We start from the raw sequence: 15458 nt of genomic DNA, 5'->3' as shown, positions 1-15458 counted from the left end.
GAGTACGCCAAACACGCGCAAAAACCAGAAACGCCAAGGCCCGGCCTGGGCGCGTCAACACCAAAGTCGATAAATCGGTTCGTTGCAAGCAAACGCTTCTCTAAACCACTTTCACATTCTCAGCATTACTCGCAACCCCGTGGCACCCGCAGGACAAGCGGTGCCCTTGCAACACTAGCGCAATACCGTTCATACGCCTTCGTGGATGCCCTTCAACAAAAGCAAACTCCCCCGCATGCAGCGGGCATGTTGCCTTGTCGCCCAGTACCGCCGGCGTTCGCCCATTTACCGTATGCGTACCTGCCAACTGGCAGGAAACGACGGTGCCGCCGCTGCTGGTGCTATCACCCAGGCAGATGGGATTAGTCATGAGCCACCTCCCGGTGCGCCATATTTGAACGGATCACTGCCACGGTTTTTTTGGTTCATTGCCTTACGCGCCTCGTTCGGTGGGCTCACCATTTGCACGGTGACGCTGCCATCGGCTCCCGCGTAAACCACTGCGCTGGCTCCGCCCTCCTTGTAACTGGCGATTGTCGCGAGGTTGATTTGCACAAGGGTGCTGCTGACCCCGGTGTTACCCAGCCGGCGACCGATGTCGTAGCCCTCTTCGACATTGCCCAGGTCAAGGCCATGACCGTCGGTATTCAACGTGTTCAGGGCAACGGTCAAGGCGATTTCGCCGGCGGTGTTGTTGGTGCTGTCGTAGAACACACGCACTGGTTTCTGGTCTTTGGGCAGAGTGTCGAGCGCTTTGAGCCAAGCCCCCTGCTGTGCTTTGGCCTGTAGGGCGGGTTTGAGCCGCTTGCCGGTTTCGTCGTGCATCGAGACTTTGATGGGGCGGTGCAGGTAGCCGAGTACCGGTGCAGCGTCGAACTCGGCTACTTGGTGGCGCGCCCAACGGGCCGGGAGCCAGGGCGAGGGAACGAACTCGCCGGGGCCTCGGTTGCTCAGGGTTCGCCAGAGATCGGGGAGTTGGGCGTGCCAGTAGGCGGAGGACATGGTGCCGGGGGCGTCCGGCTCTTTAAACCCTTTGGCACGCTCGGCGTCTTCATACCAATCAAAAAATGAACGATCGCGATTCCAGTAGAACGCCCACAGCTTGCCCATGTCGGTGTTCTTGTTTTGATTGTCCTCGGAGTCATTGGTGGCATACGGGCGGATATAGCGATCAACCCGGTCCGAGCGCGTTACCAGCAGGCCGGTCATGCTTTCAAACACGGAAGGGACGACTGAAACGTTTTGCAGGCCAGGAGTGCCAGCAACTCGGTAACCATTTCGAGTGACATCACCATCTTCACTGACGATCAATGCCTGTGGCACCTTCGGATTCTCATCGAAAAACTGAAATAACCGCTCCACCATGCCCTGAGCATGTAAGGCGTTTTCCGCGTCCTGCCATAGGACTAAGGTCACTCCCAGAGTCGCGGCGTTGCGGCCACTCATGATATTGCTAGCTGCGCCTGTATCTTCAGGTTGCTTGGGCGGTGCAATTGCAAATACCGGTATCGGCCAGTAGGCCACTGAGTCGCGGGCTGAGTGCTTGAAGGCCGCTCGAATGTTGAGATCACGAATAATTTGCCGGTAAGTTAAAGAGGGCCTGTAGTCATTAGGGTTCTGCGAATAAATCGAAGCAAAGTTGTCATTTTTCTTTTGGATCAACTTCCAAATAGTGGAATTTTGGTCTTCATCCACCGCGATCCCTACCCCCCGAATCTCCAGCGAATACGTGCGCTCCTGCTCGGCCATCTGCTCCGCTTTCTTGCCCATAACACGGGATCGGTAATCGGCCAGCTGTTTTTCCTCAGAGGCCACAGCCTTGCCCCACCAATGACCGCTGTAGGCCAGTATCAATGCCCCAAAGACGCCAATGATCCCCTTACCAATCATTACGCCTATGCCTCGACTTTCCATGTTGTCTACCTGTGAAATCGGCTCAATAAACCAGACATACCCGAGCCAAAGGGCTATCAATATCGCGGCTATCCAGAAGTAGCCTGTAAGGCTCGGTCTCAGCTCCATGTAAGACTGACGATCACTCATTGGCTCGCTCCTTTTTCGAGGCACCAGTGACTAGCGTTGGTGGCGTCAGCGACACCAATTCGGAAGAAGGGAATACTCCATAGTGGTAATACTTGTGACAGGCGCTGACCAATAATCGAGCCTGAGTACTTAACCGCGACCAACCCGGTAGTTTTTCAACTATCCCAAATTGCTTCTTATCCATCTTCCAATCTGCAATCGCCACCAACACCTCCCGCATCACCGGATCATCCAGGCACCTGGCCTGCCCAATCGCAATGTCCATCGCCGTCACCCAGCGATGGTTTTCCGGGCTGCGCAATACCCCCGAGTGATAGGAGTTCTCCTCCCAAGCGTTGCTGTCCATGTCCATACGCGCACGCGCTTCCCGTGGCGTTTCTTCACGCTCATGGTGCGAATGCTTCGTGGACTTTCGAACCGCACGGGTGTGGTCTTCCGGGTCATCGCTTTGCGCGTTAAAACGCGCCAATGCTTCTCGCTGGGTGGTCAACGGAGGGTCATACTCGTCCGGCATTTGAACCCACTGAAACTTGGCCGCCTCCTTGCCCAGCGCCACGCTCTTGCCTACATCGTCGGGCCGGTCCAGGCCCGAGGTCGTTGGCGTACCGCTTATTGCCTCGCCACCGAACATGTGCGGGGCATGGGGTGGATGCAGCGCCTCGGCATTGATGTGGCGTTCCTGACCTGCGCGTATGCCGGCCCGAGAGACAAGTGCAGGAAGCGACCATCCACCTGGATGGTAGGATTCTCCGCCAGCCCGCATCTGTTCGGGCTGAGCAGTTTTACCTACGAGTACGGGCTCGCCGTCCCGATGGCGCTTGGTCCACATCCGCTGATAGAAGCGCAAGGAGTGCAACGCCGTCATGGCCGGCGTGCCGTTGGGTAATACATCCGGCATGCCAAAGGTGCCGATGCCTTGCACGTCTTTGAGTGCGACGGTGGTGTCGTCCGGGCAGAAGTACAAGTAAACCTTGCCGCGATTGTCGCGCTCGGGGAAGACTGTCAGCTTCTGGTTTTTGTCCAGGCGAGTGCCCTGTTCCGGTGACCATCGCGGGCCGGAACGGCCGCCGTAGGTTTGCGGATTTCTGAGGTTGGCCAGAGGCGGTTGGCCGTGAGGGGCCTGGGTAATTGCAGTGACGATGCGTATCAGTGTCGCCAAGGTGTCGCTGCCCTTGGGAGTAACCTCGGGCAATACGCTATAAGGCGAGTCCACCATGATGACCGTGTCAGCGCAGCGCTGGTTGTCATCCACCAACAGCGCCTGGGCCAACAGACTGATCAGGGTGCCCTGGCTGTGGCCCATAATGGTGATGGTTTCATCTGGAGAGAGGCGACGTATCTCCCGAACAAGCATCGCTAACCGGTGCGCCGCCATCACGAAATAGTGCCGCAACGGTGCATGGTCGAAGTACAGGTAATTGCTGGTTTTGTTGGCCGCCCAGGATTTAATGTTTGGCTTGAACCCCTCGCCGTACGTCTCAATCAGGTTGTTGGTGGCGTTCGTGAAATAACCACCGGCCTTGGCAAAGTGGCGGTCCAGCCGATTGCCATGCACATCCTGGTACTGGTTGCGCATTTTGAAGGGGTCACCGGCATCATCGCGCTTGATATGTTCCGGTGCCGCTCGGTAGCCCCAGTAGAATGGGATCAACAGGCTACGGGTTTTGGAATCATCTTCGTCACGCTGGTAGAGGTAGGTGTCGGGATCGTCAAGGATATCCCTTTGACTTTGTCGCCGTTCTTCTGGGGGGAGCGCTTTGGCGGCACTGTAATATGCCCCATATCGCCCCGCTTTAAGATCCGGCCGATCCAACCGCTCATTAACTCCCTGGCACAACCCGGTTTCCACCGATTCGTAAGACGCACCCGGATCGTTAACGCCGTGCAAGAAAATCACCACGCCAGGCAGGTCGGCAGGCACTTCCAGTTTGCGCGGTGTGATGCAGTTGGGAAGCAAACGGGTGTTGCACTGTGCCACGGTGTAAAAGCCGAAATTACTCATTGGATTTATCCCCCTTGCGCGACGCGGTCACCTGAGCACGATGCATGACCTCCCGTTCAACCCGCTCCGTCAGTCCTGCCGCATCAGTCACGCCCTGCATCACGCTGCCGTCGCCAACGTCAATCTGATAAGCGTGATCACCCGCAAGACGAGGATTTTTGTCATCGTGGCCCGGATAGTGAAAGGCCAAACACTGCGCCGCCGAATCCCTTCCAAACACCGCAGGCACCACACTATCGGCCTTGGGCCCAACCCAATCATGCTCACCGGCATGCACGATAGCCTTGCCTTGCGTGCCTATTTCGACGCCGCCACCGATCTTGATGTAACTGCCGTCATCGGCCACCAGCCGAATAGTCGGTGCGCTGATGACCACCTCGCCTTCGGTAGCCGACAGTTGCAGGTTCTTTTGCGCATTCAGGGCAATGTCGTCCTCTTGGGCTTGCACTAAAACCTTGCCGCGATTGGCAATGACGTTGATGCCGTCATCCTGGGCAAATGCTGAAATGCCTTTACCCGCATGCAAGTGCATCGCCGCACCGCTGGTCATATGCAGGTTGTCTTGTGCGAGGGTGTCGTGGTTTTGCCCGGCGTAATGCACCTGCGAGCGCGGTGTGGCGCTGACAATGCCTGCCTCTGCCGCGAGGGCGGCAATAGGGGCACCTGCTTGGTTGCTATCAGCGGTTGGCCATTGATTCAAGGATTGGCGCAAAGCCTCGATGCCTTGGCTGTCCACCTGCTGCCCACCACGTGCCGCTGCGGTCTGCCCGAGTGACTGGAAAAGATCGCCACAGTCCTCCAGCAGCGCGAGCAACTCTTCGCGGTCTAATTGCGAACCTTGCGCGCCGTGGCGCGCATAGGTGGTCAGCAGCATTCCTTGAGCGGCCCGCAAGGCAATGGCAGCGTCGGTGCGCAACTCGGCACCGTTACCACGAGGTTGGGCTTCGCCATCTGTACGCGGCATGGCCAACTTGCCCAGATTCAGTTCGGTGGCATGATGAGTGGTGGCCACCCGAGCACGCAATTCGCCGGGGGTGTCGTCAAAGAGCAGCTCGTTGAAACCACGCCCCTTATGTTCGCGGGTCTGGATGCCAGACAACGTTCGATTGCCCGGCAACCCCGCCGCGTTAGTGAACCGTGGCGGCGAGTGATCGCCGTTGTAGAGCACCGAAGTAACAACCGGGCGGTCGATATCCCCCGCAAGAAAAGTTACCAGCACTTCCTGCCCAATGCGCGGCAGGAATTGATGACCGAAACCTTTACCCGCACTGGGCATGGCGACCCGCAGCCACGTCGTATCCCTGGAAGGGTCTTGCTCACGTTGCCAATGAAAGCGCACCTGTATCCGCGCCCATTCGTCCGTAAACACTTCCTCACCTTCGGGCCCTACCACAATGGCGGTGAGCGGCCCCGAAATAATCGGACGCGGGACCTGGACCAGAGGCCGAAAGGGAATCTTGTGACGGATACACTCAAAGCTGTTGTGGTAGCTGGCCGGTTGGTCTGACAGATAGTTATTGCTGCCTCGGTGCTCGACCGACAGCAGCAGAAACTGACGGTCTTCCCGAATATCGCGGTCGTGATCAAAATGCTGGGTCAGCTCAAAGGTGTAACCACATCCCATAGCCCGACAATTACTCGCGCCTTTGAACGTCTTGCCTTGTACTTCAATGGCTTCCAGGCGCCGCCGGGCCAGTACCTCACCTTGCTGGCCAGTGGCATGGGTGTAATGCCCCGATAAATCATAGATTTCGTAAGGGTCCACCGTACCCTGCTTATTCACACTGGCTATGCCAACTGACAACGCATTTCGGGGCTGCTTGTAGTCAAAGGTCCTTAGGGACATACGGCCGGACTGCAGCGTCCGATGGCTGCTCCACTGCGTAATAGAGTCCGCAAGTTCGGTGACCGACGCACTGTGATGGCGGATCTGTGGCTGCTGCGGTATCGGTGTCAGCGACGGGGAGTGGTCGCTGACGATCAGGGTGTGTCTATCTTTTTCGTGGACGAAATAGAAGAACAAGCCTTCCTGCTCAAGCAGCCGCATGACGAACGCTTGGTCACTCTCACGGTACTGTGTGATGTAACTATGGACTTTGAGTGGCTGTATCAGCCGAAACTCGAATACCGGCAACGTACCGTAACCGGCCAGTACCGAACGGATTATGGCTTCGACCGTCTGCTCTTGAAAGACCCGAGAGTCTTGACGCCGTGACAGCATCCACAACCAGGGGCTTAGTGTTGCGGTGTAGCGCGCCAGACCGTTATCGCTGTCTTGCAGGCTGAAACGGCTTATAAAGCCATGGATATAGCGCGGCTCTCCCGTCGCCAGTTCAATTTCCAATTGCGCCGGTTGGCCGATCAGTGACTTGAGTTCCAGCCGAGCGTCCTGACTGAGTAGGGTTAGCTCGAAACTGAACAGTGCCGACAATGCTTCAGTGCCCGAGAAACTTTCCAGCAAGAGTTCCTGTTCATTAACGACGGGGGTAGTCAGTTTGACCAGTCGTCGGTTTTGTGCAGAGAACAGGCTGGACGGATCGACGCCGCGTACCCCCTCCTTCAACTCGTTGGAAATCATTCCTTTGCTCCTGGATTTCACAAGAGCGCAGAGGGTAAAGAATGAATATCTGGAAGCGATGTCGGAAAAATTCCCTTTTTTGGTCGGGCACTTCCCGATCTAACTTCAGTGCCACAATGTGCCGATGCTTGACTATCAACGAGCTCGTTTCACATAGCTCTCGCGACAGGCACTAATGAGGGGTACACATGTCGGCATCGAGGCGATGACGATGGGCTTGGCAGCGCTTGGAGTCAGGATGCGGTGCCGCTGCCAGACAGCTGCTCTCACATTGGCTTGTGGCGTTTGTTCGCATTGTGGTGAAACCTTTAATCGCCCCGTGCAGACGGATCACGCTCGCCTAGGTATAGTGCCGCCCCTCTTCGCGTCTGCAGCCGTCGGTAACGAGGCCCGGATACCACGCGAAAGCGCATGAATAACAACACCCGCAAAAGGATGGGGATCGAGCGTCGTGCACTGCCTGGTGCCGAGCGATGTGTCGGACCGTCCTGCGTTTGCCATTAGAAAATCAGCGAGGAACACTCCATGCTCGAAGTCATCAACGACTTCCTCTCAGGGAAAGTACTGATCGTGCTCATTGTCGGGCTCGGCGGTTATTTCACGATCCGCTCGCGTTTCGTTCAATTGCGTCACTTTTTCCACATGTTCTCGGTGTTTAAAGACAGCCTGAAAAGCAGCTCCGGCCAACTCAGCTCGTTCCAGGCGCTGATGCTCAGCCTGGCCGGCCGTGTGGGTGCCGGTAACATCGCAGGTGTCGGCATTGCCGTGACCCTGGGTGGACCGGGTGCAGTGTTCTGGATGTGGGTCACCGCGCTGGTGGGCATGTCTTCGAGCTTTATCGAGTGCTCCCTTGGCCAGTTGTACAAGCGCACCGACGCTGAAGGCACCTACCGTGGTGGCCCGGCCTATTACATCCAGCACGGCCTGCACAAACGCTGGCTGGGGATGGTGATGGCGTTCCTGCTGCTGGTGACCTTCGGCTTTGCCTTCAACGGCCTGCAAGCCCACGCCGTGACCCACTCGCTGAACAACGCCTTTGGTCTGGACACCACCTACACCGGCCTCGCGCTGGCGGTGTTGCTGGGCCTGGTGTTCATCGGCGGGATCAAGCGTATCGCCTCGATTGCCGACCTGCTGGTGCCGGTCAAGACCCTGGTCTACATCGCCGTGACCCTGTACGTGATCGTGCTGCAATTCGACCACGTGCCGGCCATGCTCGCGACCATCGTCAAGAGCGCCTTCGGCCTCGACCAGGCCTTCGGTGGCCTGGTGGGCAGCGCGATCATCATGGGCGTGAAACGTGGCGTGTTCGCCAACGAAGCCGGTTTGGGCAGCGCGCCTAACGTGGCCGCCGTCGCTTCGGTAGAACACCCGATCGCCCAAGGCGTGGTGCAAGCGTTCAGCGTGTTCCTCGACACTTTCGTGATCTGCACCTGCACCGCGTTGCTGATTCTGCTCTCCGGTTTCTACACCCCAGGCTTTGAAGGCGACGGCATTGCCCTGACCCAGAACTCCCTGGCGGCAGTGGTCGGTGACTGGGGCCGCATGTTCATCTCGGTGGCCCTGGCGTTGTTCGTGTTCACCTCGATCATGTACAACTACTACCTGGGCGAGAGCAATCTGCGCTTCCTGGTGGGTAACAACCGCAAGGTGCTGATGGGCTATCGTGCGCTGGTATTGGTGCTGATTTTCTGGGGCTCGATCGAGAACCTGAGCACCGTGTTCGCCTTCGCCGACATCACCATGACCCTGCTGGCGTTCGTCAACCTGTTCGCCCTGGCGTTCCTGTTCAAGATCGCCATGCGCATCCTCAACGACTATGACAACCAGCGCGCAGCGGGCATCAAAACCCCGGTGTTCGACTCCAGCCAGTTCCCCGACCTGGACCTGGACCGCAAGGCCTGGCCGGCCAACCCGGTGAAAACCCAAGCAGCTCCGGCAGCTGAACTGAGCGCTCAAGCGCAACGTTAATCACCGCTAGATGACACGCCGCCCGGCCTTGGGCATGCTCTGGGCCCGGCGGCGTTTTTCGTTCAGGAGATTTCTTATGCAACCCGCTAACAACGTGATGGTGCTCTACACCGGCGGCACGATCGGCATGCAGGCCAGCGCCAATGGCCTGGCACCCGCTTCAGGTTTTGAAGCGCGCATGCGCGAACAGCTTGCCGACGCACCCGTGCCCGCGTGGCGCTTTCAGGAAATGTCGCCACTGATCGACAGTGCCAATATGAACCCCGCCTACTGGCAGCGCCTGCGTACTGCCGTGGTTGAAGCCGTGGACAACGGCTGCGATGCGGTGCTGATCCTGCACGGCACTGACACCCTGGCCTACAGCGCGGCAGCCATGACCTTTCAACTGCTGGGCTTGCCGGCACCCGTGGTATTCACCGGCTCCATGCTGCCGGCCGGCGTGCCGGACAGCGATGCCTGGGAAAACGTCAGCGGCGCGTTATCCGCACTCGGCAAGGGCTTGGCGCCAGGCGTACATTTGTACTTCCACGGCGCACTGATGGCACCGACGAGCTGTGCAAAAATCCGCAGTTTTGGACGCAATCCGTTTGCGGCCTTACAGCGCCGGAATGATTTCGCCCGTGCCGAGCCCCTGCCCCCAGCTCTGCATTACCGTCAGCCCAAAGCCTTGGCGAACGTCGGTGTACTGCCGCTGGTACCGGGTATCGGCGCTGCACAATTGGACGCAATGCTCGGCAGCGGTATTCAGGCTTTGGTGCTGGAGTGCTTCGGCAGCGGCACCGGGCCAAGCGACAACCCGCAATTCCTCGCCAGCCTGCAGCGCGCGCGGGAGCAGGATGTGGTCGTGGTTGCCATTACCCAATGCCATGAAGGCGGCGTGGAGCTGGATGTCTATGAAGCCGGCAGTCGCTTGCGAGGCGTCGGTGTAGTGTCCGGCGGCGGGATGACCCGAGAAGCGGCGTTCGGCAAGTTACACGCCTTGCTCGGTACAAGCCTTGCCATCGAAGACGTTCGACGCTTGATGGAGCTGGACTTGCTCGCCAAGCCGAACTGAACCCACCAAGCCCCGCTACATAAGCACCCCCAGCCCCGACCTGCCGCTGCCTAGCATGGGAACCCCGAGCACCCGCCTCGGGATGTTCCCATCCATCGGCAAAACAGGGCTGCATAATGACCACTTCAGGCTCCACCTCACAGGGCGACAATCAACAGGATAAACTGATCGCTCTGCTGCTCAACGTCGCACCGTCTTTCACGGAAACCGCCCGTGAGCTGTTGCGCCAGTCCTTGCAAGAGCAGTATCCGGACCTGCACATCGACCCGAACAACACGCTGATAGGCACCCCGACCTGGGAACTCAGCGATGATCGGATCGTTGCCGGGCAGACTCACTACCAATCCCTCAGTACCGTACTCGCCAGACAGTCCGTCACCTGGACACCCACCCTGTGCCTGGAGGGCGAACACTTTCTGACCCGAGCGCCGGTGGTGGAACCGCCGGTCCACCTGCCGGTGCGCATTGTAGAAATCGCCAACACGATCAATATCCTGGCCAAGGTCATGCCCCGCGCCTATGAGGAGCAATTAGTCGGCTTCTGGAACCAAAGCAACGGCAACGGCCCGCGCTGGCACAAGCTCTCCAGCACACTGCGCGATATCTGGAATGTCCAGCACGTCGACGGCTGGACCGAAGAAGATTGCGCCTTGGCCCGCAGCCTGTTCCATAGCCCGGACCGGGCGATTCGCCGGGTCAACGACCGCTTCCAGAGCCGCGCTTATCTAGTGGATGTCGAGCTGGTCAGGGGCACGAATACCCAGCACACCGACCTGGTATTCAATGCCGTACTCGTGGGGCAATCGCAAGGGCAGACCCGCATTCTTAGCTACTCCATGGACAACGGGTACGAAAAATTCGCCTCCATGGCGCAGTTGGGGGCATCTTTGTCGGCTCAATTGGTCGGCGTTGCGGCCTACGATCGTCTGGAGTGGCGCCTGCATGAGCCCGATGACAATTATTTTGATCACCTGGCCTTCAAGCTCATCGCCCTCCAGCTTGAAGGCACCCGGCAAGTGACCGTCTCCTATGACACACCCGCCACGGCGATAAGCGCCCCCCCAGACAGGATGGAGCAGCCTCATCCCGATGGGCCCGGCCTGGGCTGGTATCAGACGGCATTGCCGCACTGGCTGGCCGAAGCCTCCACCATCGACCAGGCCTCCTATTCGCGACACCTCAAGGACTTGGCCACACTGCACCGCCTGAATGCCGGCAATACCTATAGGGACGGCATCCCCGACATAGGGCAGTACGCGCTGGACCGCATGAAAGCCGAAATCATCAAGGACCACCCCGAGGCGCAACACCTGGCACTGGACAAGTTGCGGGTTCGGGTTGAAAACCAAATAGTGTGGGGCCTGTTCCCCGTGCCCGGCCAGACCGAAACCACCACCTTCAGCCTCGACGACCTGGCCCTGCAAAACCTGACCGGGTTGCCGTGGGGCAACACTTCACTGGTGACGGACGCGCGACACTCCATACCGGCGTGGTTGACCGTTGATTACGTCCAAACGCTCATCACCCGAATCGATATCGGCACCACCTACCCGGCGTTGATACGCAGCAAACTGGTGGATGACCCTGTGGAGTCGGCCAGGCGCAAGGCTTTGTATGGTCAATACCTGCGCGTGGAACTGCCGATGCTGGCCTTGCAGAACAAGATTCGTCAGCAGGCCGGCATTGATGAGCGTGGCTACCGCTATGTCGCCGCGGTGATGCAGACCCAAAGCAGCGACCGCTACGTCGACGGACAGGCCATCGTGATGCGACGCTTGAGTTTCGTGCCCCAGCGCCGGACCACCCAGGACCATGACGTGGTCACCCACATGTATGTCATCGGGCCCAAGCGCGCAGAGGACGGTCCCTGCCTGTTGTATCTCCCGCTGTTCGAACCGGTGCTGACGCAATTCCCTTCGCCGGCCAACCTGCTGTATGCAATCACTCAGTCCCCGGCACTGCGCAATGCCGTGGTCGCCTGGCTTCCGGACTCGGTGCGCAGCGACTACACCAACTACGTGTTTCCCAGCACACTGCCCTCGCCCTGGGCGGTCATCGACTCTGTGGTGGAGCCCGACAAACTCTGGATCTACAGCGGCCCTATGAGCCTTGGCGAAGAGGTACTCAACGGCGATCTTTTCAACACACTGTTCGACAGCAATGCCGGCGCGTTGATCGACCTGGCGGACCGTCAATCCCTATCGAACGTCGAAAACCGCTGGAACTCGCTGGCCAAGGCCAGTTGGCGGCTCTTCAACGCCTCGTCGCCGTTTATGAACCGCGCGGAGAGTACCGTCGCCTGGTTCTGGCAGATCAACGATGATGTGCAAGCCTTTTCCGAGGCCCATGAGCACGGTGATCAACCGGCTAAATGGTCGGTCCTGACCGATGTGTTGCTCAACCTTGGCATGGCGCTCGCCTTGCATGCGACCCGACGCAAGAGCCCGTGTGTCGAGCCGGCCAGGGACCAGAGCCAGGCACCTGATACGTCTACTGACGCGGCCGAAACCACCCTGACTTTTACCGTGGAACAATTGCCTGAGCGCGAGTCCCTTGCACCGCCTCCAGAGCATACCCAGCCGCTGAACACCACTGGCGCAGTCAAGCGCACCGCCGCCAGCCTGGCTGCCGCGCTGGACCGTTACAAAATCGCTAAACCCGCGGCCCTCAAAGACCCAATCAGCGCACCCGGTGTCGACCAGCACCTGTATCGGCACGAGCAGCGTTACTACGCTCAGGTCGGCGCAGACTGGTTCGAGGTGGCGCTGCAGGATGGCGGCACGGTCGTGATCGTCGACCCCGCTCAGTCAGCGCCCACGGGCTTGTCGGTGATCCACAATGCCAGAGGTGCATGGTTCGTCGATTCCCGGATCAGCCTGCGCGCTGAAAGCATCCAGGCCCAGACCCGGCGGGCCATCGACCAGGCAAAGATCAAGTCCGATGAACTGCGCGTTAAATTGGAGACGTTTGAAAATGCCAAAAAAGAGGCGCAGCGCGAGCTCAGCCAGGCCCAGAGGGCAATGTCTGAGGCCCCGGGCACCTCAGCCCAGGCCAAACGAGGGGCGTACCTGCAAAAGCTCGACAGCCAGAGCACAAGCTACGAGAAGGCACGACAACAACTGATGACCCTGAGTATCTTCACCCCGGTGAAAAAGTTTCAGGAAAAACTGCTCGGTTATCTGAAAGCTCAACTGGACCTCAATCAAACCGGCATCAATGAACAGCTGATTACCTTCGCACCCGCCATCACCAAGGTACTGGACCACCTCTCAAGCCGCGTGAAGCCGCCCAAGGCCGAGCATCTGGAGGACTTCCGACAACTGGCCGAGATGAGCCCGCCGATGATCGAGCGCCTGGCTTATGCGCAATCTCGCTTTACCGAACTGGAGTCCTTGTCGCGCGCGGGCATGGAACTGATCAGGAGCAGCAGGAAAAACCTGCGTTACAACATCGACGACCTCAAGGCCCTGCAAATTTCCATGGCGCGCAATTTATGCCTGCAGCCGGAAACCCTCGCCACCGACCCAGGCGCCTGGAAGATGCTCGGCGAAACCATCGACTACGCCGACATCGCGGTGCAAACCCTGCGCGACACCCTTAAAGAGCGCAGCGAGGCGCGCCTGGACGAACGCATCGAGGCGCTGGGCAGCCTGGTCGAACAATTCAAGTTCATCGACGAGCGCCTGGAAGATGTCGCCCAGGAGTTCCCCGAGCGAATCCTCGCTGAACCTCTCGCCAGCCTGCGAGAACAGTTGCGTGGTTTCTCCGCGCGGGCCAGCAGCGAACTTGCTCCGCTGCACGTTGAACAGGAAAGCCGGCGCATCCGGCCCACACCGCCCCCTTCACCACCACGACCGGTGAAAAAGTTCATCCACACCCGCTTCAACGGCACGCTGGCCGGCGACCCGCGGTTAACGCCACTGGGTCTGGAAACCGACCTGGTGGATATACGGTCACCGTTGACCGGCGAGGTGATCGCCACGTTTCATGAAAAAAACCCAGGGGAATGGGTTCAGCACGTCGAAGCGCAAGCCTCCGCGACCCCGCGGCCCGTGGTCACCGTCGATAGCAGCCTGGGCCGCGGCCAACAATTACTGGACGCGCTGCCGGCGTTTCAAACCAGTGTCACCGAGCAGGCAAGCGACCCTTCGCGCACCCCGACCGGCATCGAGTACAAGTTGCATCAGCACGCAAGATTGCTGGAGCAGGCCGTACAAGACATCGACGAGTCGCTGACGCAGTTGAACGTAACCGAAAGCACCGAGCACCCGGCTGTGGCCATGCGCAAGCAACTCGAAGATGCCGCGACAGGCCTTTATCACCAGGCCAATGAACGGATGCAAACGATGATCAAGCAACAGCCGCCGACCATGGCCGGTGTGGAATGGCTCAACAAACATAACCTGATCAGCATCAAGAAAACCGCCAGTCGGCGTCGACTCAAAAGCAGTACCAAGGACTATCTGGACGAATACACCCTCACCGACCCGACCACCCGCAACGTGATCTGGTACGCCCATTTCCATTACTCAAGCACAGTGGCGTTTGCCGACAGGTTTTTGTCGGCACGCTTGAAGACCCCGCAGGAGCACACGCTGGGTACAGCGGCTGACGACGTCAGCAGGCTCACTGCCGAACAACAGATCGCCTTCTACCGCAGCACCATCAACCTGACCCAGGCCAGGCAATTCTTTTTCCCCGCCAAACCTGAATGAACGTGCACAGGCATCACGGCACATAACTTGCTCCAGCCTGCTAAACCCAGGCTGGAAGCCACCATGCTGCATTCGCACCTGACCACACTCAATGCCGTTTCCCTGGTCCTCGACACGTTCAGCGCCGAAGGTATTCACCCCAATACCTTGTTGGCCGGCAGCGGCATCGGCGGCGCCGACCTGAGCCGCACCGACACGCGTATCACCACCCATCAGGAAATGCGCGTGTGTGCCAACGCCGTCGCGTTGCGCCGAGACATCGGCCTGGAACTGGGCCGGCGCATGCACGTGTCGTCCTACGGCATGCTCGGCTATGCGCTGCTCACCAGTGCCACCTTCGGTGACGCTTTGCGCCTGGCCTTGCGCTACCCGGCGTTGTTGGGAACACTTTTTGCGTTGAGCCTGGAAGAAGAGGGAGAGCGCGTCTGGTTCACGGCCAGCGATTACCGTGAGGACCCGGCCCTGACCGCGTTCAATGTCGAGTTCTGCCTGGTATCGCTGAAGGTCATCTGCAACGACCTGCTCGGCCGTCCCCTGCCCTTGCTCGGGGCGCGTTTGGCCTACAGCGCGCCGGATTACTGCGCACGGTACGCCGAGCAGTTTGACTGTTCGCTGCAATTTGACGCAGCCAGCCACGCCTTTGCCTTCGACCGACACTGGCTCAAACAACCCTTGCCTCTGGCCGATGCCATTACCCACTGCGCCATGGTAGAGCGTTGCCGCAAACAGAGCGCCGAGTTCACCGGCCGCCAGAGCTGGCTGGGCCGGGTGCGGCAGTTGCTCGCCGCGCAGTTGGGTGCCGCGCCAGGCCTGGACGGATTGGCCGAGCAGATGAACTGCTCGGCGCGCACTCTGCGCCGACATCTGCATGACCTGGGTTGCAGCTATCAGCAGTTGTTGGACGAATTGCGCTTCGAACGCGCCAAGCAATTGCTGGGGGACGATAAGTTGCCGATCTATCGCATAGCCGAGCAACTGGGCTTCAGCGAAACCGCAAGCTTTCGCCACGCCTTCTTGCGCTGGAGCGGTGTGGCGCCGAGTCAGTTCAGGCCCTAGGCAGGGGCGAATAACGGACAGATACATTGGCCATATCGA

At 59.2% G+C, this 15458-nt stretch carries 8 protein-coding genes; 4 read left to right on the top strand and 4 right to left on the bottom strand.

Features of this window, described 5'->3' with window-relative positions:
• Positions 1–100 precede the first annotated feature (100 nt).
• Genes TU82_RS28445 through TU82_RS25980 form a run of 4 tightly spaced genes read right to left on the bottom strand, consistent with a single transcriptional unit; the run spans position 101 to position 6623 of the window.
• A complete protein-coding gene (locus tag TU82_RS28445; RefSeq protein WP_082632096.1) occupies positions 101–370 on the bottom strand; it encodes a PAAR domain-containing protein in 270 nt (89 codons plus the stop codon).
• The gene (locus TU82_RS25990) at positions 367–2043 is read right to left on the bottom strand and encodes a type VI lipase adapter Tla3 domain-containing protein (RefSeq protein WP_057726083.1); all 1677 of its coding nucleotides are present in this window, start codon (positions 2041–2043) and stop codon (positions 367–369) included. The genes TU82_RS28445 and TU82_RS25990 overlap by 4 nt, the downstream gene beginning before the upstream one ends.
• Positions 2036–4045 (bottom strand): T6SS effector phospholipase Tle3 domain-containing protein, encoded by a 2010-nt coding sequence (locus TU82_RS25985; protein ID WP_057726082.1) that lies wholly within the window; start codon positions 4043–4045, stop codon positions 2036–2038. Before TU82_RS25985 ends, TU82_RS25990 begins: the two co-directional genes overlap by 8 nt.
• Entirely contained in the window at positions 4038–6623 is a 2586-nt protein-coding gene (locus TU82_RS25980) for a type VI secretion system Vgr family protein (RefSeq protein WP_057726081.1), read from the bottom strand. The genes TU82_RS25985 and TU82_RS25980 overlap by 8 nt, the downstream gene beginning before the upstream one ends.
• 525 nt (positions 6624–7148) lie before the next feature.
• Here TU82_RS25980 and TU82_RS25975 point away from each other — a divergent pair.
• From TU82_RS25975 to TU82_RS25960, 4 genes are all read left to right on the top strand, one after another.
• Positions 7149–8594, top strand: coding sequence for an alanine/glycine:cation symporter family protein (locus TU82_RS25975; protein WP_057726080.1), 1446 nt, complete (start codon positions 7149–7151; stop codon positions 8592–8594).
• Between the two features lie 76 nt (positions 8595–8670).
• Positions 8671–9648, top strand: coding sequence for an asparaginase (locus TU82_RS25970; RefSeq protein WP_057726079.1), 978 nt, complete (start codon positions 8671–8673; stop codon positions 9646–9648).
• Between the two features lie 116 nt (positions 9649–9764).
• Entirely contained in the window at positions 9765–14363 is a 4599-nt protein-coding gene (locus TU82_RS25965; RefSeq protein WP_057726078.1) for a coiled-coil domain-containing protein, read from the top strand.
• A 63-nt stretch (positions 14364–14426) separates the two neighbouring features.
• Complete coding sequence (locus tag TU82_RS25960; RefSeq protein ID WP_057726077.1) at positions 14427–15419, top strand: AraC family transcriptional regulator; 993 nt, start codon at positions 14427–14429, stop codon at positions 15417–15419.
• The last annotated feature ends 39 nt before the right edge of the window (positions 15420–15458 follow it).

The sequence above is a fragment of the Pseudomonas orientalis genome, assembly GCF_001439815.1.
GTDB lineage: Bacteria > Pseudomonadota > Gammaproteobacteria > Pseudomonadales > Pseudomonadaceae > Aquipseudomonas > Aquipseudomonas orientalis.
This window is presented reverse-complemented; position numbering and strand designations above follow the sequence as displayed.

Coding starts and splice junctions, on each gene's coding strand:
- TU82_RS28445 (WP_082632096.1), bottom strand. CDS start 370: ATGACTAATCCCATCTGCCTGGGTGATAGCACCAGCAGCGGCGGCACC.
- TU82_RS25990 (WP_057726083.1), bottom strand. CDS start 2,043: ATGAGTGATCGTCAGTCTTACATGGAGCTGAGACCGAGCCTTACAGGC.
- TU82_RS25985 (WP_057726082.1), bottom strand. CDS start 4,045: ATGAGTAATTTCGGCTTTTACACCGTGGCACAGTGCAACACCCGTTTG.
- TU82_RS25980 (WP_057726081.1), bottom strand. CDS start 6,623: ATGATTTCCAACGAGTTGAAGGAGGGGGTACGCGGCGTCGATCCGTCC.
- TU82_RS25975 (WP_057726080.1), top strand. CDS start 7,149: ATGCTCGAAGTCATCAACGACTTCCTCTCAGGGAAAGTACTGATCGTG.
- TU82_RS25970 (WP_057726079.1), top strand. CDS start 8,671: ATGCAACCCGCTAACAACGTGATGGTGCTCTACACCGGCGGCACGATC.
- TU82_RS25965 (WP_057726078.1), top strand. CDS start 9,765: ATGACCACTTCAGGCTCCACCTCACAGGGCGACAATCAACAGGATAAA.
- TU82_RS25960 (WP_057726077.1), top strand. CDS start 14,427: ATGCTGCATTCGCACCTGACCACACTCAATGCCGTTTCCCTGGTCCTC.